The following is a 22,573-nucleotide window of genomic DNA, read 5'->3' as shown; positions in this document are numbered from 1 at the left end:
CCGCCCCCCGTGCCCCTTCCGTGGGGCGGCGCGGCCGCGCCCGCCCGTCATTTTTTGTTTTAACCCTCTTTGGGGGGGGGCCCCACCGCGGCGCCCCCCCGAAATCCGGCGTCATTGCAGTTCTGCCGAGTTCGCCTAGACGGTGAAACCCAGCGCGCGCAACTGTTCCCGGCCGTCCTCGGTGATCTTATCGGGACCCCACGGCGGCATCCAGACCCAGTTGATCTTCAGATCGTCGACCAGGCCGCTGCGCACCAGCGCATTACGCGACTGATCCTCGATCACGTCGGTGAGCGGACAGGCCGCGGACGTCAGGGTCATATCGAGCACCGCGGTGCTCTCCTCGACCCGCATCCCGTACACCAGGCCCAGATCCACGACGTTGATACCGAGTTCGGGATCGACCACATCGCGCATCGCCTCCTCGAGATCGGCGAGCTGCGCGAGTTCCTCGGCCGACAGTTCGACCTCGGCAGGTGCGGTATCCGCGGTGGATTCGGTGGCGGATGTATCGGTCATGATGTTTCCCCGTTCCGTACTCGGTCGGTCTGCGGCGTCGCGGCGGCCGGGGCAACGGCATCGGCGGCACCGTCGATCCGGAGCACCGCATCCTTGAACGCCATCCAGCCCAGAAGGGCACATTTCACGCGGGCCGGATACTTGGCGACACCGGCGAAGGCGATCCCATCACCGATGACGTCCTCGTCACCCTCGACGGTACCGCGGCTGCCGATCATCGCGTTGAACGAATCGACGACGCCCAGCGCCTCTACCACGGGCAGGCCGATCACCTGATCGGTCAGCACCGAGATCGACGCCTGACTGATCGAACAGCCCTGCCCGTCGTAGGACACATCGGCGACATCCCCATCGTCGCCGAGATGCACCCGCAGGGTCACCTCGTCGCCGCACGTCGGGTTCACATGGTGCACCTCGGCGCCGTACGGCTCCCGCAACCCGCGATTGTGCGGGTGCTTGTAGTGATCCAGGATCACTTCCTGGTACATCTGCTCCATACGCATGTTCTAGGCAACCCCGAAGAAGCTCTGGGCCTTCCGCACAGCGGCGACCAGTTTCTCCACCTCGTCCACGGTGTTGTACAGGGCGAACGACGCACGGGCGGTCGCGGCGATCCCGAACCGCCGGTGCAGCGGCCAGGCGCAATGGTGACCGACCCGGATGGCGACGCCCTCGTCGTCCAGGATCTGGCCCAAGTCGTGCGCGTGGATACCGTCGGCGACGAACGCCACCGCACCACCGCGGTCGACGTTCTCGACCGGCCCGACGATCCGGATTCCCGGAACCCCGCCCAGGCCTTCCAGCGCCGCCTCGACCAGAGTGTGCTCGTGTGCGGCCACCGCGTCCATACCGATCTCGCGCAGATAGCGCACGGCGGCTCCGAGCCCGACCACCTGTGAGGTCATCGGCACCCCGGCCTCGAACCGCTGCGGCGGCGCCGCGTAGGTGGTCTCCTCCATGGTGACCGTTTCGATCATCGAGCCACCGGTGATGAACGGCGGGGTCTCGGTGAGCAGGTCCCGTTTGCCGTACAGCACACCGACACCGGACGGGCCGAGCATCTTGTGCCCGGAGAACGCGGCGAAGTCCACATCCAGGGCGTGGAAGTCGACCGGCGCGTGCGGTACCGACTGGCAGGCGTCCAGCACCACCAGTGCACCGACAGCACGGGCCCGGCGCACGAGTTCGGCGACCGGTGCCACCGCCCCGGTGACATTGGACTGATGGGTGAACGCGACGACCTTGGTGGCCGGCGAGAGTTCCAGCGAGGACAGGTCGATCCGGCCGTCCTCGGTCACCCCGTACCAGCGCAGGGTCGCGCCGGTCCGCCGCGCCAGCTCCTGCCACGGCACCAGGTTCGCGTGGTGTTCGAGTTCGGTGATCACGATCTCGTCACCAGGGCCGACGTGGTACGGGAACCGGCCATCGGCGAAGGAGTACGTCACCAGATTCAGCGATTCGGTGGCGTTCTTGGTGAACACGATCTCGTCGGCGTCGGCCCCGACGAACCCGGCGATCTCGGCGCGAGCCGCCTCATAGGCGTCGGTGGCCTCTTCGGACAGCTGATGCGCGCCCCGGTGCACCGCCGAATTGCTTTCGAGCAGGAAATCGCGTTCGGCGTCCAGCACCGCCAGCGGCCGCTGCGAGGTGGCACCGGAATCCAGGTACACCAGCGGCTTCCCGTCCCGGACCGTACGGTTCAGGATCGGGAAGTCGGCCCGGATCCGGGCGACGTCGAAGGCGGGAAGGATCGCGGTCATATCACGCTCCGGCGGTGGCGGTCTGAGTGAACTTCACGTAGCCGTTGGCATCGAGCTCCTCGGCGAGTTCCGCGCCGCCCTCGGCGACGATGCGGCCACCCACGAAGACGTGCACGAACTGCGGCTGGATATAACGCAGGATGCGGGTGTAGTGGGTGATCAGCAGAACCCCGCCGTTCTCCCGCTCCTTGTAGCGGTTGACGCCCTCGGAGACGATGCGCAGCGCGTCCACGTCCAGGCCCGAATCGGTTTCGTCGAGGATGGCGATCTTCGGCTTCAGCAGACCCAGCTGCAGGATCTCGTGCCGTTTCTTCTCACCACCGGAGAAGCCCTCGTTCACACTGCGGTCGGCGAAGGCGGCGTCGATATCGAGTTCGTTCATCGACTCCTTCACCTCCTTCACCCAGTGCCGCAGCTTCGGCGCCTCGCCGCGCACGGCGGTGGCGGCGGTCCGCAGGAAGTTGGACATGGAGACCCCGGGAACCTCGACGGGGTACTGCATCGCGAGGAACAGGCCGGCGCGTGCCCGTTCGTCCACCGACATCTCCAGCACGTTCTCACCGTCGAGCGTGATCGAGCCACTGGTGACGGTGTACTTGGGATGTCCGGCGATGGCGTAGGACAGGGTCGACTTGCCCGAGCCGTTCGGTCCCATGATGGCGTGCGTCTCACCGGATTTCACGGTGAGGTTCACGCCCTTGAGGATCTTGACGGTATCGCCGTCCGGGGTGGCGACCTCGGCGTGCAGGTCCTTGATTTCCAGGGTGGTCATCGGTTTCTGAATTCCTTCGGTGGCTGTGGCTGGGTGGTCGGTCAGACGCCGATGGCGGCGAGTTCGGCCTCGATGGCCGCCTCCAGCCGCTCGGCGACCTCGGGCACCCCGATCTTCTGGATGATCTCGTGGAAGAAACCGCGCACCACGAGACGGCGCGCGGCGTCCTCCGGAATACCGCGGGCCCGTAGGTAGAACAGCTGCTCGTCGTCGAAGCGGCCGGTCGCCGACGCGTGTCCGGCGCCGACGATCTCACCGGTTTCGATCTCCAGGTTCGGCACCGAATCGGCGCGCGCCCCGTCGGTGAGCACGAGATTGCGGTTGATCTCGAAGGTGTCGGTGCCCTCGGCGGCCGCGCGGATCAGCACATCACCGACCCACACCGTGCGGGCGTCGCCCTTGCGCGACTCCGGATTGCCCTGCAGCGCACCCTTGTACAACACATTCGATTTGCAGTGCGGTACGGCGTGATCGACCAGCAGGCGCTGTTCGAAATGCTGTCCGGCGTCGGCGAAATACAGTCCGAGCAGTTCGGCGTCGCCGCCCGGCCCGGCGTAGCGGACGGTGCCGGTGAGCCGGACCAGGTCGCCGCCGAGCGTTACCGCGGTATGCCGCAGGACCGCATCGCGACCCAGACTGGCGTGGTGGGCGGTGGCATGCACGACATCGTCGGCCCAATCCTGGACCGCGACGACGGTGAGTTTGGCGCTGTCGCCGAGCACGAATTCGACGTTCTCGGCATAGGTCCCGCTGCCACGCTGATCGATGACGACCGTCGCGACGGCGAATTCGGCCAGCCGCACCTGCAGATGCCCGTAGGCGGTCCGGCCCTCGCCGGGCCCGGTGATGCGTACGACCACAGTGTCGGCGACCTCGATTTCCTTGCCCACCGAGACGATCGTGGCCTGCTCGAACCCGGAGTACGCCTGCGCCGCGACCCGATCGGCCGGGGTGCCGCCCTCGCCCAGCCGGGTGTCGTCGCGGCCCACGGTCTCGACGGTCACGCCCGGGACGCCGGTCACCTCGACTCCGGCCTGGCCGTCCGCGGTGGCAGTGCCGTTGTGCAGGCCGCGCAGCCGGCGCAGCGGGGTGAACCGCCAGGCCTCGTCTTTACCGGACGGGATCTCGAAGGCGTTCACATCGAAGGACGTGAACACCTCGCCCTTGTTGATCGCGGGTGTGCGAGCCTCGGCGGCCTCGGCAACGTTCTCCACTGCCATCAGCCGACGGCTCCTTCCATCTGCAGTTCGATCAGGCGATTGAGCTCGAGTGCGTACTCCATCGGGAGCTCCTTGGCGATCGGCTCGACGAAGCCGCGCACGACCATCGCCATCGCCTCGTCCTCGGTCATTCCGCGGCTCATCAGGTAGAACAGCTGGTCTTCCGACACCTTCGACACCGTCGCCTCGTGACCCATCGTCACGTCGTCCTCACGGATATCGACATACGGGTAGGTATCGGAGCGGCTGATCGTGTCGACCAGCAGCGCATCGCATTTCACGGTCGACTTCGAGCCGTGCGCACCCTTGTTCACCTGGACCAGGCCGCGGTAGGAGGCCCGGCCACCGCCGCGCGCCACCGACTTGGAGACGATGGTCGAGGAGGTGTGCGGAGCCAGGTGCACCATCTTGGCGCCGGTGTCCTGATGCTGGCCCTCGCCCGCGAACGCCACCGAGAGCACCTCGCCCTTGGCGTGCTCACCGGTCATCCACACGGCCGGGTACTTCATGGTGACCTTGGAGCCGATATTGCCGTCGATCCACTCCATGGTCGCGCCCGCCTCGGCCTTGGCCCGCTTGGTGACCAGGTTGTAGACGTTGTTCGACCAGTTCTGGATGGTGGTGTAGCGGCAGCGGCCGCCCTTCTTCACGATGATCTCGACCACGGCCGAGTGCAGCGAATCGGATTTGTAGATCGGCGCGGTGCAGCCCTCGACGTAGTGCACGTAGGCGTCCTCGTCGACGATGATCAGCGTGCGCTCGAACTGGCCCATGTTCTCGGTGTTGATCCGGAAATAGGCCTGCAGCGGGATATCGACGTGCACACCCGGCGGGACGTAGATGAACGAACCGCCCGACCACACCGCGGTGTTCAGCGCGGAGAACTTGTTGTCACCGGCCGGGATGACGGTGCCGAAGTACTCGCGGAAGATCTCCGGATGCTCCTTCAGCGCCGTATCGGTGTCGAGGAAGATCACGCCCTGCTGCTCCAGATCCTCGCGGATCTGGTGGTAGACGACTTCGCTCTCGTACTGTGCGGCGACACCCGAGACCAGCCGCTGCTTCTCCGCCTCCGGGATGCCCAGCTTGTCGTAGGTGTTCTTGATGTCCTCGGGGAGATCGTCCCAGGTCTCGGCCTGCTTCTCGGTCGAGCGTACGAAGTATTTGATGTTGTCGAAGTCGATTCCGTCGAGGTTGGAACCCCAGTTCGGCATCGGCTTGCGATCGAAGATGCGCAGCGCCTTGAGCCGGTTCTCCAGCATCCAGGTGGGTTCGCTCTTCTTGTCCGAGATATCGCGTACGACCTCTTCGGACAGACCACGCTGCGCGCTGGCGCCCGCCACGTCCGAGTCGGCCCAGCCGTAGCCGTAGTTACCCAGTGAGGCGATGGCCTCCTCCTGGGTCAGCTGCGGCACCTGGTCGGTGGTGGTCGTCATTCGGCACTCCTTCCGGAGTCGTTCGTTGCGTCCGTTGCGGGCTGTGCAACGGTTGATGATGAAGCGTTGTTCGGTTGGGGCCCGCCCGCGCGGTCCGGTAGGACGGTGAGCGGGACGTGCGTGGTGCAGGCGCAGTCGCCGTTGGCGATGGTCGCCAGCCGCTGCACATGCGTTCCGAGCACCTCCCGGAAGGCCTCGAGCTCGGCCTCGCAGAGCTCGGGGAACTCCTCGGCGACATGCGAGACCGGACAGTGGTGCTGGCAGATCTGCACACCCGCACCCACTCGCCGGGTGCTCGCGGCGAACCCGGCGTCCGACAACGCTGTGGCGATCTCGTCGGCCTTGGCCACCGTTTCGGACCGAACGGTATCGTCCCCGGTCGCCCCGGAATCGGCCGACTGCCCCTTCCGCTGGGCGGGTAGCGGATCGATCCCGTCGACCAGGGTGCGCGCCCGCTTCCGGGCGAAGGCCGCAACGGCGTCCTCGCCGCCGATCTCCCGCAGTTGCCGGATCGCCGCACCGGCCAGATCGTCGTACGCGTGCCCGAGCATGCTGCGTCCGGCGGCGGTCAGCTGGTACTGCTTGGCCGGACGTCCACGCCCCTTCTGCTGCCACGGCGCGGACCGGCCCGCCCGCGCCTGACCGGATTCGATGAGCGCGTCCAGATGGCGGCGCACGCCGGCCGGAGCCAGGCCCAGCGCGGCGCCGATCGCGGTCGCGGTGATCGGGCCTTCCTCGAGCAGCAGTTGAATGATCGCCGCCCGGGTCTGCCCCTCGCCGCCGATCACGGGCGCGCCGACGGACCCGGTACCGGCCCGGTGACCAGCCCTTTCGTCCACATTCGGCAAACCCACAGTTTTCACAACATCAGTGTGGCGGAATTCGTTCCCGAAATCTAATAAGGGTGCCCTGACCAGGAGGGGTGCCACAGCACCGCCCGTTCCGGACAGAAGCCGGAAATCCCCTGTTCCACCGAGAAAGTGCCGTTCACCTCGGCCACGGGGAATTACCACAGTGATCTGCTTCACTCTCACGGAAGCGCAGCCCGCAAACGGACTGCCGACTGCGGGTTTGCTGGTCCGGCTGCACCGGTCCGGTACTCGGCCACGCATAACCGAGAGTCCCGACTCGGTGAGCCGGTAGTGCTCCGTTCCCACCAAGAGATCAACCCCCAGTAGAGGGAGACCCGGCGGATAACTGGGCGGTGTCCGGAAGAGGACCAGAGCGGCCGACGGTGTGCCCGGCGGCCCGATCCCGCAGGTTCGGCACACCGTGTGCCGCGGCCCAGGGTTCACCGGCGACGCCGGCGAACTAGTCTCGGTGGCCGTGGCAGGACAGGCAGGCGCCCCGGGCGCATCGGCATCGCTCCGGCAGCGTGCGCTGCATATAACGCGGCGCGCCCTCGGACTGGATGTCAAAGCCTCGGATCACACCATCGCCGTCCTGCACAGCGACGAATCCGAGGTACCCGGGCTCGCCCGCCGCGAACTCCGGCAACTGGACCGGATCCGGCTGATGGGCGCCACCGGAACAGTACTGATGGCGATCAGCGCGCTGGGTATCGGCGCGCAACCGGTGCACCAGAACCCGACATCCGGGATGCGGGTGCTCGGTATTTTCGCGCGGGCACACACCGGGTCGCTGGCAATGTGCATGGTCGGTACGGTCACGGTTGTCCTGGCCTGGTTACTGCTCGGCCGGTTCGCCATCGGCAGCCTCGGCGGCTCACCGCTGCGCCGGATCACCCGCCGCCAGCTGGACCGCACGCTGCTGGTGTGGATCATTCCGCTCTGCGTCGCACCACCGATGTTCAGCAACGACGTGTACTCGTATCTGGCGCAGAGCGAGATCACGGCGCGAGGTATCGACCCCTATGTGGAGGGGCCGGTCGCGGGCCTCGGCATCGACAATGTCCTCACCAACAACGTTCCGAACATCTGGCGCGAGACGCCGGCACCGTACGGGCCGCTGTTCCTGTGGATAGGTCACGGCATCGCCGAAATCACCGGTGACAACATCCTCGCCGGGGTCTGGGTACACCGGCTGCTCGCGCTGGCGGGGGTCGCGCTGATCGTCTGGGCGTTACCGCGCCTGTCGGTGCGCTGTGGGGTCGCGCCGGTGAGCGCCCTCTGGCTGGGAGTGGCCAATCCACTGGTGCTTTTCCATCTCATCGGCGGTGTACACAACGACGCGCTCATGCTCGGGCTGATGCTCGCCGGACTGGAACTCATGTTGCGCGCCATCCACGGCGTACCGGGCGACGGGGGGCCGCCACCGTTGGACGGCCGCGGCTGGGCCTTGCTGATCGGCGGCGCGGTCACCGTCAGCCTGTCCTCATCGGTCAAGATCACGTCGATCATCGTGCTCGGTTTCGCGGGCATGGCCCTGGCCCGGCGCTGGGGTCCGGGGATACGCCCGGTCATCAAAGCGGCGGCGCTGCTCGGTGTCGTCGCCGCCCTGACAACCCTCGTGATCAGCACGGCCAGCGGGCTCGGGTTCGGCTGGCTCGATACGGTCAGCGTGGCCAATGCGGTGCGCAGCTGGATGTCGCTGCCGACGGCGCTGGGGATCGTCACCGGTTTCGGCGGTGTGCTGCTCGGTTTGGGGGATCACACCACAGCACTACTGAGCATCACCCGGCCAATCGCGGGTGTGGTGGCGGCCTACATCACGGTGCGGATGCTCGTCGCGACCTGGACCGGCCGCATCCATCCGGTCGGTGCGCTGGGCGTATCGCTCGGGGCAATCGTGCTGCTGTTCCCGGTGGTCCAGCCGTGGTATCTGCTGTGGGCGATCGTGCCCATGGCGGCCTGGGCCACCAAACCGGTGTTCCGGGTGCCGGCCATCGGCATCTCCGCGGTGGTCAGCGTGATCCTCATGCCGCGCGGCGCCGATCTCGAGGTTTTCCAGATCGTGGGCTCCGCGGTCGCGACGGTGATCGTGTCCGTCCTGTTCATCGTGGTAACCCGCAACGCCTTGCCCTGGCGCGGCCAGCAGGGGGTGTCGGCCTCGTCACAGCCGGCCGGGGCATACGGTGTGACCTCGTGACCGCTTCTCGTGTACCCGCCGTCCAGGTGGACCACGTCGCCAAACACTACGGCGAAACCGTCGCGGTGGACGGTATCGGTTTCACCGTCGAACCGGCGCAGGTATTCGCCCTGCTCGGGCCGAACGGGGCCGGCAAGACCACCACGGTGGAGATGTGTGAGGGTTTCGTACGCCCGGACGCCGGAACTGTCCGCGTCCTGGGGCTCGACCCGCGCACCGATTCCGAACGGCTGCGGCCGCGGATCGGGGTGATGTTGCAGGGCGGTGGCGCGTATCCGGGGGCCCGCGCCGGCGAGATGCTGGACCTGGTCGCCTCGTATTCGGCGAATCCGCTGGACCCCGATTGGCTACTGGGTGTACTCGGACTGTCCGACAGCCGGCGCACCCCCTACCGGCGGCTCTCCGGCGGCCAGCAGCAGCGGCTCTCGCTCGCCTGCGCGCTCGTGGGCCGTCCCGAGATCGTCTTCTTGGACGAGCCGACCGCGGGGATGGACGCCCAGGCCCGGATCATGGTGTGGGAGTTGATCGATGCACTCCGCCGCGACGGGGTCAGTGTGCTGCTCACCACCCACCTGATGGACGAGGCCGAGGAGTTGGCCGACCATCTGGTGATCATCGACCACGGGCGGATCGTCGCGTCCGGCACACCGGCCGAGGTCACCGCACACGGCGCGGCCGGGCAGTTGCGTTTCGCCGCCCCGCCGCGACTGGACCTAGAACTGCTGCAGCGGGCGCTGCCGGAGGGTTTCGCGCCCACCGAAACCAGTCCCGGCTCCTATCTGGTGGAGGGCGAGATCAACCCGCAGGTACTGGCGACGGTGACGGCCTGGTGCGCCCGCGTCAACGTTCTCGCCACCGATATCCGCATCGACCAGCGCCGGCTGGAGGACGTTTTCCTGGAGCTCACCGGACGGGATCTGCGCGCATGATGCGGTTATCGCTCCGCCTACGCCACAGCCTCCGCGGACCGCATCCGTCAGCTTCGAAGGAGGCCTGGTGACCAAACCGGATCTCGCGGCAAACCGGTTCGAACCCGGAACTTTCGCCCCCGCGCCCCGCCCGGCGCCGCGGGCCACCATGCTGTTCGCGCAGACCCGCCTCGACCTCGTCCTGCTCCTGCGCAACGGTGAGCAGCTGCTGCTCACCATGTTCATCCCGATCACGCTGCTGGTGGGCCTTGCGTTGCTGCCGTTCGGCGATATGGGCCCGGACAAGATCGACAAGATCGTTCCCGCCGTGATGATGGTGGCGGTGATGTCGACCGCCTTCACCGGCCAGGCCATCGCCGTCGGATTCGACCGGCGCTACGGGGCGCTGAAACGGCTGGGCGCAACTCCCCTGCCGCGCTGGGGCATCGTCGCCGGGAAGAGCGGCGCGGTCCTGCTGGTGGTGATCCTGCAGGCGGTACTGCTCGGGTCGATCGGAGTCGCGCTGGGCTGGCGGCCCGGTCTCGCCGGGCTGGCACTGGGAGCGGTGCTGATCACCCTGGGCACCGCGACTTTCGCGGCTATGGGCCTGCTGCTCGGCGGCACGCTGAAGGCCGAGGTCGTGCTCGCGCTGGCCAATATCCTCTGGTTCGTCATGCTGGGTATCGCCAGCGTGGTCTTCGCCTCCGAAGAGCTGCCCGAGATAGTGCACATCCTGGTCCGGCTGGTGCCCTCGGGAGCCCTGGCGGTCGCCCTGGAACACGCGCTCAACGGCAGTGTCGACTGGTTCGGCGTGCTGGTGCTGCTCGTCTGGGGTACCGCCGCCGGGCTCCTGGCCGCACGCTGGTTCCGCTTCGAATGAGTGACCACGACAACTTGTAGTAGTCCGGCTGCGGGCACCATCGCACTGCCCGCTACCATCGTGACGTGCTCTATCGCGCATTCCTGCGAGTCGTGGACCGGCTCCCACTGCCCTCCCGACGCGTCCAGCTGCTGATCGCCCTGTCGGTACTCGGCTCCCAGGCCGGAATTGCGGTGACCGGTGCGATCGTGCGGGTCACCGCCTCCGGGCTCGGTTGCCCCACCTGGCCGCAGTGCTTCCCCGGCAGTTTCACCCCGGTCGGGGTCTCCGAGGTGCCGGTGCTCCATCAGGCGGTGGAGTTCGGCAACCGGCTGCTCACTTTTGCCGTGACGCTGTGTGCCGCGCTCATCGTGCTCGCGGTCACCCGGGCCCGGCGGCGCCGGGAGGTGCTGATCTATGCGTGGCTGATGCCCGCCGGCACGGTGCTGCAGGCGATCATCGGCGGGATCACCGTGCTCTCCGGCTTGCTGTGGTGGACGGTCGCCCTGCACCTGCTCGCCTCGATGCTCATGGTGTGGGTGGCCGCGGTGATGTACGCCAAGGTCGCCGCACCCGACGACGGGGTCGATACGGTCCGCGCCCCCGCGCCGCTGCGCGGGCTCACCGCGCTCAGCGGGATCGCCCTGGCCGGGGTGCTCGTCGCGGGAACCCTGGTCACCGCCGCGGGACCGCATGCCGGCGACAAGAGCATCGAACGCCCGGTGGCCCGGCTGGAAATCGAGATCACCACGCTGGTACATCTGCACTCGCAACTGCTCATCGGCTATCTGGCCCTGCTGATCGGCCTCGGCTTCGGCCTGTACGCCACCGGTATCACCCGGCCGGTCCGCAATCGCTTCTTCGTGCTGATCGGGCTGGTACTCGCGCAATCGCTGGTCGGCGTCGTGCAGTACTTCACCGATGTCCCCGCGGCGCTCGTGGCGATCCACGTGGGCGGTGCGGCGCTGTGCACTGCGGCCACCGCGGCCCTGTGGGCATCGCTGCACACCCGTGAGCGCCTACCTGTCGGCACCCCGGAACCCCATACCCAACCTGCCTGAACTCATTCGCTGCCGGGACGCTTCTGATAGCTGCGGGCGACCAGAGCCGAGGTCAGATACCACAGGCCGTTGGGTATCGCCGGGTCGTAACCGGTGAGCAGCCGGACCCGTTTGAGGCGGTAGTCGAGGGTATTGGTGTGCATATGCATGAGCCTGGCGGTGCGCTGCCGATTGAAATTGTTGGCGATGTGCTGACGCAGCGTCTCCAGTAGTTCAGGATGCTCGTCCAGCGGGTCCAGGATGGCGCTGAGATGCTCCCGGGCCGGACCGGGCCGGGTGATCTGGAACTCCAGCGCCAGATCCGAAAACCGGTGCAGACCACCGCCGTCGGTGATTCGCGTGACGATATCGAGGAGTTCGTGCGCACGGTCGGTGGCGCCGGGGATATCGGCGGTCTCCGCGGTGACGACGGTGGCGGTCACCGGCACCTGTCCGGCCTGCGACAGCCGGGCGATCAGGTCGTCGAGTGATTCGTCGGGAAACATCTGTGCCGGTAGCAGTACCGTTCCGCCGTCGATACTGAGCAACGACAGGGCGCGCTCACCGCAACTGCGGGCGAGTTCGGCCTGCACCCGGCGCAATTTCCGGCGCGCGACGATACGTCCGTCCACCTGCGGTGCGGATTCGTCCGGATGCGGCGGCAACCCCAGGGCCAGCACCTGATACGACTGCGCGATCTCGATTCCGCATTCTCGTGCCATGGTCGCGGTACTGTGCCCGCCGAGCAGCGCGGAGATCAGTGTGTGCACGGCGGTGTGATGTTCGGAAACCACCCCCCGGTATTCGCTCACATAGGCCAGCGAGACTTCCGAGGTGATCGTGTCGAGGATTTCCAGCATCCGGCGCGCGGTGGCGACCAGGTTTGCCGAATCCGCCGGACCGGCCGTGGACATGATCCGGTCGAAACCGAGTTTGAAGCCTTCGTGGATGGCGTGGTTGATGGTGTCGATCGGGATGCCCTCGCGCGCCCATTCGGCGGCGGCCTCGCGGACCTGTTCGATCTCCTGCGGGAGTTCGCGGCCGTCGAGACGGCTGACCGTGAGTTCGAGACATAGGCGCGTCACCGCGGTGACATCGCCCTGCAGCGCATCACCGGGCAGGGTGCCACAGGGCGCCACGTTCTCGACGAAATGCCCCACCATCTGACGCGAGAGGGTCGACACATCGCGTAGCTGGTTCGAAATCGGACGGCCGGACACCGTAAGTCGGGAACGGGTCGGACTACTGACCGTCATATCGGCTCCTTCTACCCCGGGCTGACGCTCGAAGCCCTAACGGTAGCGCGAAGCGGTTACTCGCCAGTAGGTTTTGGCCGGGAATCTGTCCGAGCTACCTGAAGCACGGACCGGCGGCCTGTGAGTACGCACAGGACCCCCGCCTCGACGGCTCATTTCTCGTTGCGCGCCTTGGGGAAACGAGTCTGCCCCGCGACCCAGCCCGCCATCTTCGCCCAGTGCCCGGTGCGCGGCGTGGTCTTGGCCACCAGTTCGCGCTCCCAGCCCTCGGCGGCGGTCAGGCCGTCCACGGCGTCGATCACGGCCTGCGCCGTGGCGGGATCGGCGACCATCCGGTCACCCAGGACACCGTCGGCACCGACCAGCGTGACCCGGACACCCCGGCGCCCCACCGGCTGCGGAACTGCCTCGGCCGAACCGCCGTGCGCGGCGACGAACTTCCGCACGGACTGGACTATCTCCTTCGGCGCGCGGGCGGTTGCGGTTGCGGTATCTGCACTCATGCACCGGAGTTTACCGGCGGGTAGTAATGCCCACCCGCGCCGTCGCCACCGGACCCGCGTACTGCCCCTGGGGGCGCCCGTGTAGAACTGGACCATGCGCGCCATCCAGGTGGACCGGCACGGCGGTCCGGAGGTACTGACCCTCACCGAAGTTGCCGACCCGTCACCCGGGCCGAACCAGCTACTGGTCGAGGCCGACGCCGTCGGTGTGAATTACATCGACACCTATTTCCGCACCGGCACCTACCCGAGACCGGTGCCCTATATCCCGGGATCCGAGGGCACCGGCGTCGTCACCGAAACCGGTTCGCAGGTCAGCACATTCGCCGTCGGCGACCGGGTGGCCTGGGCTGCCGGGCCGAACAGCTACGCACAACGCACGGTAGTGGACGAGGCTGTCGCGGTGGCGGTCCCCGAAGACGTGGACCCGCCGGTCGCCGCCTCGGCGTTGCTGCAGGGAATGACCGCGCACTATCTGATCGAATCGGTCTACCGGCCGGAACCGGGCGAGACGGTGCTGGTCCATGCGGGCGCGGGCGGGGTCGGGTTGCTGCTCACCCAGCTGGCGGCGGCCCGCGATATCCGGGTGATCACCACGGTGTCCTCGGACGAGAAAGAGACACTCTCCCGCGGCGCCGGGGCCTGGGAGGTCCTGCGCTACGGCGACGATCTCGCCGATCGGGTCCGCGAACTGACCGGGGGCGCCGGGGTGGCCGCGGTCTACGACGGAGTCGGGGCCGCGACGTTCGACGCCAGCCTCGCCTCGTTGCGGGTCCGCGGCATACTTGCCCTGTTCGGGGCGGCCAGCGGCCCCGTACCCCCCGTCGACCTGCAGCGGCTGAACGCGGCGGGGTCGGTATTCGTGACCCGGCCCAATATCGCCCACTACACCCGTGACCGCGCCGAATTGAATTGGCGGGCGGGAGATATCTTCGAAGCCGTTGCCGACGGTTCGCTCACCGTCCGGATCGGTGCCACCTATTCGCTCGCCGAGGCCGCGCAGGCACACCGCGACCTCGAGAGCCGAAAGACCACGGGTTCGATCGTCCTACTCCCCTGACCTCCCCGATTCCGGCGGGGTTCATCCACTTCGCAGGTCGTGCCCGCGCGGCCTGCGACGTGGCCGCCGGGACACGGATCCTGGTGCGGCCGGACGGTTACTTCGGCACCGCTCAGCCGAAGAAGACCTCGCCGAGGGTGGTCCAGCCGAGAACCGAATCGACGGCCAGACCGCAGAACACCACGGCAAGGTAGTTGTTGGACTGCAGGAACAGGCGCAGCGGTTTCACCGATTCGCCGCGGCGTACCCCCGAATAGAGCTGGTGCGCCATCAGCAGGAACCAGGCCCCCGCGACCAAGGCCACCGCCGCGTAGATCACCCCGGTCGCCGGCACCAGCGCCAAGGTGGTGAGGACCGTGAGCCAGGTGTAGACGACGATCTGCTTGGTCACCGTCTCCTCGGTGGCCACCACCGGGAGCATCGGCACGCCGGCGGCCCGGTAGTCCTCCTTGTAGCGCATGGCCAGCGCCCAGGTGTGCGGCGGCGTCCAGAAGAAGATCACGCCGAACAGGGCAAGCGCGGGCCAGCCGATGTTCCCGGTCACCGCGGACCAGCCCACGAGCGCGGGCATACAGCCGGCGGCGCCGCCCCAGACGACGTTCTGCGCGGTGCGCCGTTTCAGGCCGAGGGTGTAGACGAAAACGTAGAAGAGGATGGTGGCGACCACCAGCAGACCACTGAGCAGGTTCGCCTGCCACCACAGCCACGCGAAGGAGCCGATCCCCAGGGCGACGCCGAAAACGAACGCGTGTGAGGTCGGGACGGCGTCGCGGGCCAGCGGCCGTTTGGCGGTCCGTTTCATCACCTTGTCGATATCGGCGTCGGCCACACAGTTCAGTGTGTTCGCGCTCGCCGCGCCCATCCAGCCACCGAACAGAGTGGCCAGGATGAGCCGGATATCGACCTGGCCGCGGTCGGCCAGCAGCATGGTGGGAATGGTGGCGACCAGCAGTAGTTCGATCACGCGCGGTTTGGTGAGCGCGATATATGCCAGTGGCCGACGGGCGATCCGGGCGAGCTTCTCGCTACCGAGGACGCGGTCCGCAGGTGCCGGTGCGGAATCGTGGGCGCCGCCGACCCCCGGGTCATGACCGATCCGCACTGTCTCTCCTCGCACACTGTCGAACGGGCGCAGCCGGATACCACCTCGCTCGCAGCCACACCGGCCGGAGCGGAGCCGGAGGCCGCTGCGCATCGCATCCGGTTCGCGGGCGAGCAGCGCGCGGCTGCGACGCGGCTACTACTACACACGATGGTAGACCCAGGACCGCAGCGCGCTGCCGTGCGCCCCTGCGACCCCGCCCACATATCCGGATTACGCCCGGCGGGACCGGCGGGTCCGCCTTGGCCGGGGGCCGTGCGCAGGGGCGGCCGGGCGCATCTAGGGTATGGGGTGTATGCGGCGCCGCCGTCACCGCGCCGTACCGGTTCGCCGCCCCTGCCCGCCCCTTTTCGACGCCTCGAAAATGTCAGGAGAAACACGGTCGTGTCAGTGACAGACGACATCCGCGCCCTCACCCAGCCGAACCTGCCGGACGACTGGACCGATCTGGACACCAAGGCCGTCGATACGGTCCGCGTGCTGGCCGCCGACGCCGTACAGACCGCGGGCAACGGCCACCCGGGCACCGCGATGAGCCTGGCGCCGTTGGCGTACACGCTGTTCCAGCGCACCATGCGGCACGACCCCGCCGACCCGGAATGGGTCGGGCGCGACCGGTTCGTACTGTCCTGCGGCCATTCCAGTCTCACCCTCTACATCCAGCTGTACCTGGCGGGTTTCGGGCTCGAACTCGACGATCTGAAGAATCTGCGCAAATGGGGTTCGCTGACTCCGGGGCATCCGGAGTACCGGCACACCAAGGGCGTCGAGATCACCACGGGCCCGCTGGGCCAGGGTCTGGCGTCGGCGGTGGGTATGGCTATGGCGGCCCGCCGTGAGCGCGGCCTGTTCGATCCGGAGGCCGCGACCGGCACCAGCCCGTTCGACCATCACATCTATGTGATCGCCTCCGACGGCGATATGGAGGAGGGCGTCACCTCCGAGGCCTCGTCGCTGGCGGGCACCCAGCAGCTCGGGAACCTGGTGGTGATCTACGACGACAACAAGATCTCCATCGAGGACGACACCACCATCGCCTTCACCGAGGACGTGGCGGCCCGCTACGCGGCCTACGGCTGGCATGTGGAGGTGGTCGAGGGCGGCGAGGACGTCGTGGCCATCGAGGCGGCGCTGGCGGCCGCCAAGGCCGAGACCGGTAAGCCGTCGCTGATCCTGCTGCGGACCATCATCGGTTATCCCGCGCCGAACAAGATGAACACCGGCGCTTCGCACGGAGCGGCGCTGGGCGCGGACGAGGTGGCCGCCACCAAGCGCGCTCTGGGCTTCGATCCGGAGCAGACCTTCCAGGTCGACGACGATGTCATCGCGCATACCCGCAAGGCCGCCGAGCGGGGCGCTCGAGCGCATGCCGAGTGGACGGTCGAATTCGACGCCTGGGCCCAGCGGGTGCCGCAGGGCAAGGCGCTGTTCGACCGGCTGTTCAACGGCCAGTTGCCGGACGGCTGGACCGACGGCCTGCCCACCTGGGAGCCGGACGCCAAGGGCCTGGCCACCCGGAAGGCTTCGGCCAAGGTGCTCGCCGCCGTCGGCCCGGTCCTGCCGGAGCTGTGGGGCGGTTCGGCCGACCTCGCCGAATCCAACAACACCACCATCCCGGAATCGCTGAGCTTCGGGCCCGAATCCATCTCCACCGGAATGTGGAAGGCGAGCCCCTACGGCCGCACCCTGCATTTCGGTGTCCGCGAGCACGCGATGGGGTCGATCCTCAACGGCATCGCCCTGCACGGGCCCACCCGCCCCTACGGCGGCACCTTCCTGGTGTTCAGCGACTACATGCGCCCGGCGGTACGGCTGGCCGCGCTCATGCGGGTTCCGGTGACCTACGTCTGGACCCACGATTCCATCGGTCTCGGCGAGGACGGCCCCACCCACCAGCCGATCGAGCATCTGGCCGCGCTGCGCGCCATCCCCGGCCTCTCGGTGGTGCGCCCCGGCGACGCCAACGAAACCGCCTACGCCTGGCGCGCGGTGATCGAGAAGCACAGCGGTAAGCACAATTCGCCGTTCGTCTCCAGCGACGCCGTCGGCACCGGTGGCCCGGCCGCGCTCGCGCTGACCCGGCAGGATCTGCCGGTGCTCGAGGGCACCAGTCTCGACGGCGTGTCCAAGGGCGGTTACATCCTCGCGGAGGCCTCCACCGGCGTTCCGCAGGTGATTCTGATCGGCACGGGCTCCGAGCTCCAGCTCGCCGTGGCCGCGCGCACTACCCTGGAGGAGCAGGGCATCGGAACCCGGGTGGTCTCGATGCCGTGCGTGGAATGGTTCGACGCGCAGGACAGGGCCTATCGCGACGAGGTGCTGCCACCGGCAGTGGCCGCCCGGGTCGTGGTCGAAGCCGGTATCGCCATGCCGTGGCACCGGTTCACCGGCGACGCGGGCGAGATCGTGTCGATCGAGCATTTCGGCGCCTCGGCCGATCACAAGACCTTGTTCCGCGAGTTCGGCTTCACGCCGGAGGCTGTCGTGGCCGCTGCACAGCGCACGCTCGACAATGTGAAGGGATAAGGGTTCATGGCACAGAACGAGAACATCGCCGCCCTGGCCGCGGCCGGGGTATCGGTGTGGCTGGACGATCTGTCACGCGATCGGATCAACTCCGGCAACCTCGCCGAACTGATCGCCACCCGCGGGGTCGTCGGGGTCACCACCAACCCGACCATCTTCCAGGGCGCTCTCAGCAAGGGGCACGCCTACGACGAGCAGGTCCGGGCGCTGGCCGCCCGGGGCGCCGATACCGACGCCGCCGTCCGCACCATCACGACCGACGATGTCCGCGCGGCCTGCGATGTGCTGGCCCCGGTCTTCGAACAGACCGGCGGTGTGGACGGCCGGGTCTCCATCGAGGTCGATCCGCGACTGGCCTTCGACGCCGACAAGACGGTGGCCCAGGCCGTCGAACTGTGGAAGATCGTCGACCGGCCGAACCTGTTCATCAAGATCCCGGCCACCGAGGCCGGCCTGCCCGCCATCACCGCGGTCATCGAAGAGGGCATCAGCGTCAACGTGACCCTGATCTTCTCGGTGCAGCGGTACCGTGCGGTCATGGGCGCCTACCTGGACGGGTTGCGTAAGGCCCGGGTCGCCGGGCACGATCTGGCCAAGATCCATTCGGTGGCGTCGTTCTTCGTCTCCCGGGTGGACTCGGAGATCGACAAGCGGCTGGAGGCGATCGGTACGCCCGAGGCCTTGGCGCTGCGCGGTAAGGCGGCGGTGGCCAATGCCCGGCTCGCCTACGCCGAATACCTGGATGTGTTCGGTTCCGGTGGCGACCACGCCTCGACCTACAGCCATCTGGCTTCCGCCGGCGCGAACCGGCAGCGGCCGCTGTGGGCGTCGACCGGGGTGAAGAACCCGGATTACCCGGATACCCTCTACGTCACGGAACTGGTCGCCGCGAATACGGTGAACACGCTGCCGGAGAAGACACTCGAGGCCGTCGCCGATCACGGTCAGGTCCGCGGGGACACCGTCTCCGGTACCGCCGACGAGGCGGCCGGGGTCTTCGAGCAGCTCCGTGAAGTCGGGATCGATCTGGATGATGTCTTCGCGGTACTCGAACGCGAGGGCGTGGACAAGTTCGAGAAGTCCTGGCAGGAACTGCTGGAAGCCACCACAGCCGAATTGGCTGCCGCAGGAGGTAACTGACCCCGATGGCCGGCGCTCCGGAGAGCACAGTGACGGCATCCGGCACCCCGTGGCGTAACCCGCTGCGAGACAGCCGGGACAAACGGATTCCGCGAATCGCGGGCCCGTGCAGCATGGTGATCTTCGGAGTCACCGGAGATCTCTCCCGGCGCAAGCTCATGCCGGCCATCTACGATCTGGCGAACCGGGGGCTGCTGCCCCCGGGTTTCGCCCTGGTCGGTTTCGCGCGGCGCGAGATGTCGGACCGGGATTTCGGCGATATCGTCCACGACGCCGTGCGTGCGCATTCGCGGACCCCGTTCCGGCAGGAAGTCTGGGATCATCTGGCGGAAGGGTTCCGCTTCGTCCAGGGCGCCTTCGAAGACGACGACGCCTTCGCGAAGCTCGCCGATACCCTGGCCCGGCTCGACGCCGAACGGGGCACCGGCGGTAATCACGCCTTCTACCTCTCGATTCCGCCCGATTCGTTCCCCGTCGTGCTCGACCAGCTGCATCGGCACCGGCTCACCAGCCGGCACGCCGAGCAGGGGCCCGCGCCGTGGCGGCGGGTGGTGATCGAGAAGCCGTTCGGGCACGATCTGGAAAGCGCCCGCGAACTCAACGCATTGGTGAATCGGGTGTTTCCCGAGGAGACCGTGTTCCGGATCGACCACTATCTCGGTAAGGAGACGGTGCAGAATATTCTGGCGCTGCGCTTCGCGAACCAGTTGTTCGATCCGATCTGGAATGCCAACTACGTCGACCACGTGCAGATCACCATGGCCGAGGATATCGGCCTCGGCGGCCGCGCCGGCTACTACGACGGGATCGGTGCCGCCCGCGATGTGATCCAGAACCATCTGCTGCAACTGCTCGCGCTCACCGCCATGGAGGAGCCGATCAGCTTCGAACCCCGGCAGCTGCAGATGGAGAAGATCAAGGTCCTGTCGGCCACCAAACTCGTGGAACCACTCGACGAGACCACCGCCCGCGGCCAGTACGCGGCCGGCTGGCAGGGCGGTCAGGAAGTGGTGGGGTTGCTGGACGAGGAAGGTTTCGACCCGCAGTCCCGCACCGAAACCTATGCCGCGCTGACCCTCGAGGTCGACACCCGGCGCTGGGCGGGTGTCCCGTTCTATCTGCGGACCGGTAAACGCCTGGGCCGGCGGGTCACCGAGATCGCGGTGGTGTTCAAACGCGCCCCGCATCTGCCGTTCGACCAGACGATGACCGAGGAACTCGGCGAGAACGCGCTCGTCATCCGGGTGCAGCCGGACGAGGGCATCACCATGCGGTTCGGTTCGAAGGTGCCTGGCTCGTCCATGGAAGTCCGCGATGTGAACATGGACTTCAGCTACGGCGAATCGTTCACCGAATCCTCCCCGGAAGCCTACGAACGCCTCATCCTCGACGTCCTGCTCGGCGAACCCTCTCTTTTCCCGGTCAATGCGGAGGTCGAATTGTCCTGGCGCATCCTCGATCCCGTGCTCGGCCACTGGGCGGCCGACGGTAAACCCGAACAGTACGAGGCCGGGACGTGGGGCCCGGATTCCGCCGCGGAGATGCTGGCCCGCACGGGCCGGGAATGGCGGCGGCCGTGATCATCGATATCCCCGACACCACCACCGGCGCCGTCACCAAACGGCTGGTCCAGCTACGCGAGAGCAACGGCGTGATCACCATGGGCCGGGTACTGACCCTGGTCGTGTGCACCCTGGACAGTTCCGAGGCCGAGGACGCCATCGATGCCGCGAACGACGCCAGCCGCGAGCACCCCTGCCGGGTGGTCGTACTCGCGCGCGGAGACCGCTCCGCCGCCACCCGGCTGGATGCGCAGATCCGGGTCGGCGGGGATGCCGGCGCCGCGGAGGTGATCGTGCTACGGCTGCAGGGACAGCTGGTGAACCACGAGAGCAGTGTGGTGATCCCGTTCCTGCTCCCCGATACCCCGGTTGTGGCCTGGTGGCCGCGAGGGGCACCGGAATTTCCCTCGAAGGATTCGGTGGGCCGGCTGGCGGCGCGGCGCATCACCGATGCCACCTTCGCCCCCGACCCGCAGGCCACCATCAAGAAGCGCCACGGTTCCTACGCCCCCGGCGATTCCGATCTCGCGTGGAGCCGGATCACCTATTGGCGGGCCCTGCTGGCCGCCGCGATGGACGAGGCCCCGTACGAACCGGTGGAATCGGTGACGGTCTCCGGGCTGCGCGAGGAACCCGCGCTGGATATGCTCGCCGGCTGGCTCGCCGGGCGGCTCGGCTGTCCGGTCTACCGGAAAACCGGAGAGCTGGTGGTCGAACTGCACCGCCCCACGGTGTCGATCGCCATCGCGCGCCCGCAGACCGGGGTGACCGCGACACTGACCCGCACCGGAGAACCCGAACAACGGATCGCGCTGGCCCGCCGGGAGACACGCGACTGCCTGGCGGAGGAACTGCGCCGGCTGGATGCCGACGAAATCTACGCCGAAGCCCTCGCCGGAATCGAAAGGGTGACCTATGACCACCAGTAGTGACGCGACCTTCCCGGCCGCCACCGTGGATGTGCATCCCGACAGCGACGCCCTCACCACCGCCGCCGCCCGGCGGTTCGTCGAGGTACTGGTGGCGGCACAGGCCGAGCGCGGTACCGCATCGGTGGTGCTGACCGGTGGTGGTACCGGTATCGCTCTGCTGGAGAAGGTGCGCGCCGAGCCGGGCGGGCTGGACTGGTCGAAACTCGATATTTTCTGGGGCGACGAACGTTTCGTCCCCGCCGGCGACCCGGAACGCAACGAACTACAGGCCCACCGAGCCCTGCTCGATCACGTCCCGGTGGATCCCGCCCGCGTCCACATCGTGGCCACCTCCGACGGCGAATATCCGGACCCGGTCGAAGCGGCCGCCGAATACGCCACCGCGGTGCGGGCCCACCTCGCCGCGTCCGGCGGTTTCGATCTACACCTGCTCGGTATGGGCCCCGACGGGCATATCAATTCGCTGTTCCCGGGGCATACCGGCACGATCCGCGAAGAGCGCGAACCGGCCGTCGCGGTCACCGATTCGCCCAAACCGCCGCCCGTCCGGGTGACCCTGACCTACCCGGCGATCCGCCGCTCACGCCATGTGGTGCTGGTGGTGTCCGGCGCGAACAAGGCCGAACCCGTCGCGGCCGCGCTGAACGGCGCCGACCCGCTCGAAATCCCCGCCGCGGGCGCCCACGGCACCGAATCCACCACCTGGATCCTGGACCAGGACGCAGCCGCCGCGCTGCGCTGAACCGATCGTCGGGTGTTGCGTAGACGCGCCCCGCAGGCCTCAGCGCCGCGCGCCACGGAACTGCGGTTCGGTTGGTAGCGATGCCGGTGGCGGGCTCTGCAGTTCGGCAAAGGCCATACCGGCAGTCCGATATCCCGGCGTGGCGCGACTTGCCGCGGCAAGACACCTCGGGCTTCCGAAACTCGCCC

The 22,573-nt window shown here is 67.8% G+C and carries 20 protein-coding genes; 10 read left to right on the top strand and 10 right to left on the bottom strand.

Going from position 1 to position 22,573, the window contains the following annotated elements:
* Positions 1-135 precede the first annotated feature (135 nt).
* From QH195_RS21675 to QH195_RS21645, 7 genes are read right to left on the bottom strand one after another with little or no spacing between them, the layout of a single operon-like run.
* A complete protein-coding gene (locus QH195_RS21675; RefSeq protein WP_280424476.1) occupies positions 136-519 on the bottom strand; it encodes a metal-sulfur cluster assembly factor in 384 nt (127 codons plus the stop codon).
* Complete coding sequence (sufU, locus tag QH195_RS21670; protein ID WP_280436767.1) at positions 516-1,022, bottom strand: Fe-S cluster assembly sulfur transfer protein SufU; 507 nt, start codon at positions 1,020-1,022, stop codon at positions 516-518. The genes QH195_RS21675 and sufU overlap by 4 nt, the downstream gene beginning before the upstream one ends.
* Before the next feature lie 3 nt (positions 1,023-1,025).
* Complete coding sequence (locus tag QH195_RS21665; RefSeq protein WP_280436766.1) at positions 1,026-2,279, bottom strand: cysteine desulfurase; 1,254 nt, start codon at positions 2,277-2,279, stop codon at positions 1,026-1,028.
* Position 2,280: 1 nt separating this feature from the next.
* Positions 2,281-3,051, bottom strand: coding sequence for a Fe-S cluster assembly ATPase SufC (gene sufC / locus QH195_RS21660; RefSeq protein WP_280424473.1), 771 nt, complete (start codon positions 3,049-3,051; stop codon positions 2,281-2,283).
* Positions 3,052-3,092: 41 nt separating this feature from the next.
* Positions 3,093-4,271 (bottom strand): Fe-S cluster assembly protein SufD, encoded by a 1,179-nt coding sequence (gene sufD / locus QH195_RS21655; RefSeq protein WP_280436765.1) that lies wholly within the window; start codon positions 4,269-4,271, stop codon positions 3,093-3,095.
* Positions 4,271-5,707, bottom strand: coding sequence for a Fe-S cluster assembly protein SufB (gene sufB / locus QH195_RS21650; protein ID WP_280424471.1), 1,437 nt, complete (start codon positions 5,705-5,707; stop codon positions 4,271-4,273). The genes sufD and sufB overlap by 1 nt, the downstream gene beginning before the upstream one ends.
* Entirely contained in the window at positions 5,704-6,570 is an 867-nt protein-coding gene (locus QH195_RS21645) for a helix-turn-helix transcriptional regulator (RefSeq protein WP_280436764.1), read from the bottom strand. Before QH195_RS21645 ends, sufB begins: the two co-directional genes overlap by 4 nt.
* Before the next feature lie 463 nt (positions 6,571-7,033).
* On the opposite strand from QH195_RS21645, the gene mptB reads away from it, so the two are divergent.
* From mptB to QH195_RS21625, 4 genes are all read left to right on the top strand, one after another.
* Positions 7,034-8,755: a polyprenol phosphomannose-dependent alpha 1,6 mannosyltransferase MptB gene (mptB, locus tag QH195_RS21640; RefSeq protein ID WP_432278417.1), complete on the top strand. Its 1,722-nt coding sequence runs from the start codon at positions 7,034-7,036 to the stop codon at positions 8,753-8,755.
* A complete protein-coding gene (locus tag QH195_RS21635) occupies positions 8,752-9,684 on the top strand; it encodes an ABC transporter ATP-binding protein (RefSeq protein ID WP_280436763.1) in 933 nt (310 codons plus the stop codon). Before mptB ends, QH195_RS21635 begins: the two co-directional genes overlap by 4 nt.
* A 67-nt stretch (positions 9,685-9,751) precedes the next feature.
* Positions 9,752-10,543, top strand: coding sequence for an ABC transporter permease (locus tag QH195_RS21630; RefSeq protein ID WP_432278418.1), 792 nt, complete (start codon positions 9,752-9,754; stop codon positions 10,541-10,543).
* Positions 10,544-10,608: 65 nt separating this feature from the next.
* Entirely contained in the window at positions 10,609-11,583 is a 975-nt protein-coding gene (locus QH195_RS21625) for a COX15/CtaA family protein (RefSeq protein ID WP_280436762.1), read from the top strand.
* Between the two features lie 2 nt (positions 11,584-11,585).
* Here QH195_RS21625 and QH195_RS21620 read toward each other — a convergent pair whose 3' ends face one another.
* Both QH195_RS21620 and QH195_RS21615 read right to left on the bottom strand, forming a co-directional pair.
* A complete protein-coding gene (locus QH195_RS21620) occupies positions 11,586-12,818 on the bottom strand; it encodes a PucR family transcriptional regulator (protein WP_280436761.1) in 1,233 nt (410 codons plus the stop codon).
* Positions 12,819-12,970: 152 nt separating this feature from the next.
* The gene (locus QH195_RS21615; protein ID WP_280424466.1) at positions 12,971-13,321 is read right to left on the bottom strand and encodes a hypothetical protein; all 351 of its coding nucleotides are present in this window, start codon (positions 13,319-13,321) and stop codon (positions 12,971-12,973) included.
* 94 nt (positions 13,322-13,415) lie between these two features.
* On the opposite strand from QH195_RS21615, the gene QH195_RS21610 reads away from it, so the two are divergent.
* A complete protein-coding gene (locus QH195_RS21610; RefSeq protein ID WP_280436760.1) occupies positions 13,416-14,381 on the top strand; it encodes a quinone oxidoreductase family protein in 966 nt (321 codons plus the stop codon).
* Positions 14,382-14,493: 112 nt separating this feature from the next.
* Here the strand turns inward: QH195_RS21610 and QH195_RS21605 are convergent, their stop codons facing one another.
* On the bottom strand, positions 14,494-15,390 hold the full coding sequence (locus QH195_RS21605; RefSeq protein WP_280424477.1) for a heme o synthase: 897 nt from the start codon (positions 15,388-15,390) through the stop codon (positions 14,494-14,496).
* 477 nt (positions 15,391-15,867) lie between these two features.
* On the opposite strand from QH195_RS21605, the gene tkt reads away from it, so the two are divergent.
* From tkt to pgl, 5 genes are read left to right on the top strand one after another with little or no spacing between them, the layout of a single operon-like run.
* Positions 15,868-18,009, top strand: a complete 2,142-nt coding sequence (gene tkt, locus QH195_RS21600) for a transketolase (protein WP_280424464.1) — start codon at positions 15,868-15,870, stop codon at positions 18,007-18,009.
* Between the two features lie 6 nt (positions 18,010-18,015).
* Positions 18,016-19,149 carry a transaldolase gene (tal, locus tag QH195_RS21595; protein WP_280424463.1) on the top strand — a complete coding sequence of 378 codons (1,134 nt, stop codon included), beginning with the start codon at positions 18,016-18,018 and terminating at the stop codon, positions 19,147-19,149.
* Positions 19,150-19,154: 5 nt separating this feature from the next.
* Positions 19,155-20,729, top strand: coding sequence for a glucose-6-phosphate dehydrogenase (gene zwf, locus QH195_RS21590; protein WP_432278419.1), 1,575 nt, complete (start codon positions 19,155-19,157; stop codon positions 20,727-20,729).
* Positions 20,726-21,640, top strand: coding sequence for a glucose-6-phosphate dehydrogenase assembly protein OpcA (opcA, locus tag QH195_RS21585; RefSeq protein ID WP_280424794.1), 915 nt, complete (start codon positions 20,726-20,728; stop codon positions 21,638-21,640). The genes zwf and opcA overlap by 4 nt, the downstream gene beginning before the upstream one ends.
* Positions 21,627-22,385: a 6-phosphogluconolactonase gene (gene pgl / locus QH195_RS21580; RefSeq protein WP_280436758.1), complete on the top strand. Its 759-nt coding sequence runs from the start codon at positions 21,627-21,629 to the stop codon at positions 22,383-22,385. The genes opcA and pgl overlap by 14 nt, the downstream gene beginning before the upstream one ends.
* Positions 22,386-22,573 lie beyond the last annotated feature (188 nt).

The sequence above is a fragment of the Nocardia carnea genome (assembly GCF_029868855.1).
Taxonomy (GTDB): domain Bacteria; phylum Actinomycetota; class Actinomycetes; order Mycobacteriales; family Mycobacteriaceae; genus Nocardia; species Nocardia carnea_A.
The sequence above is the reverse complement of the archived record's forward strand: the minus strand, read 5'-3'. Positions and strand labels throughout refer to the sequence as shown.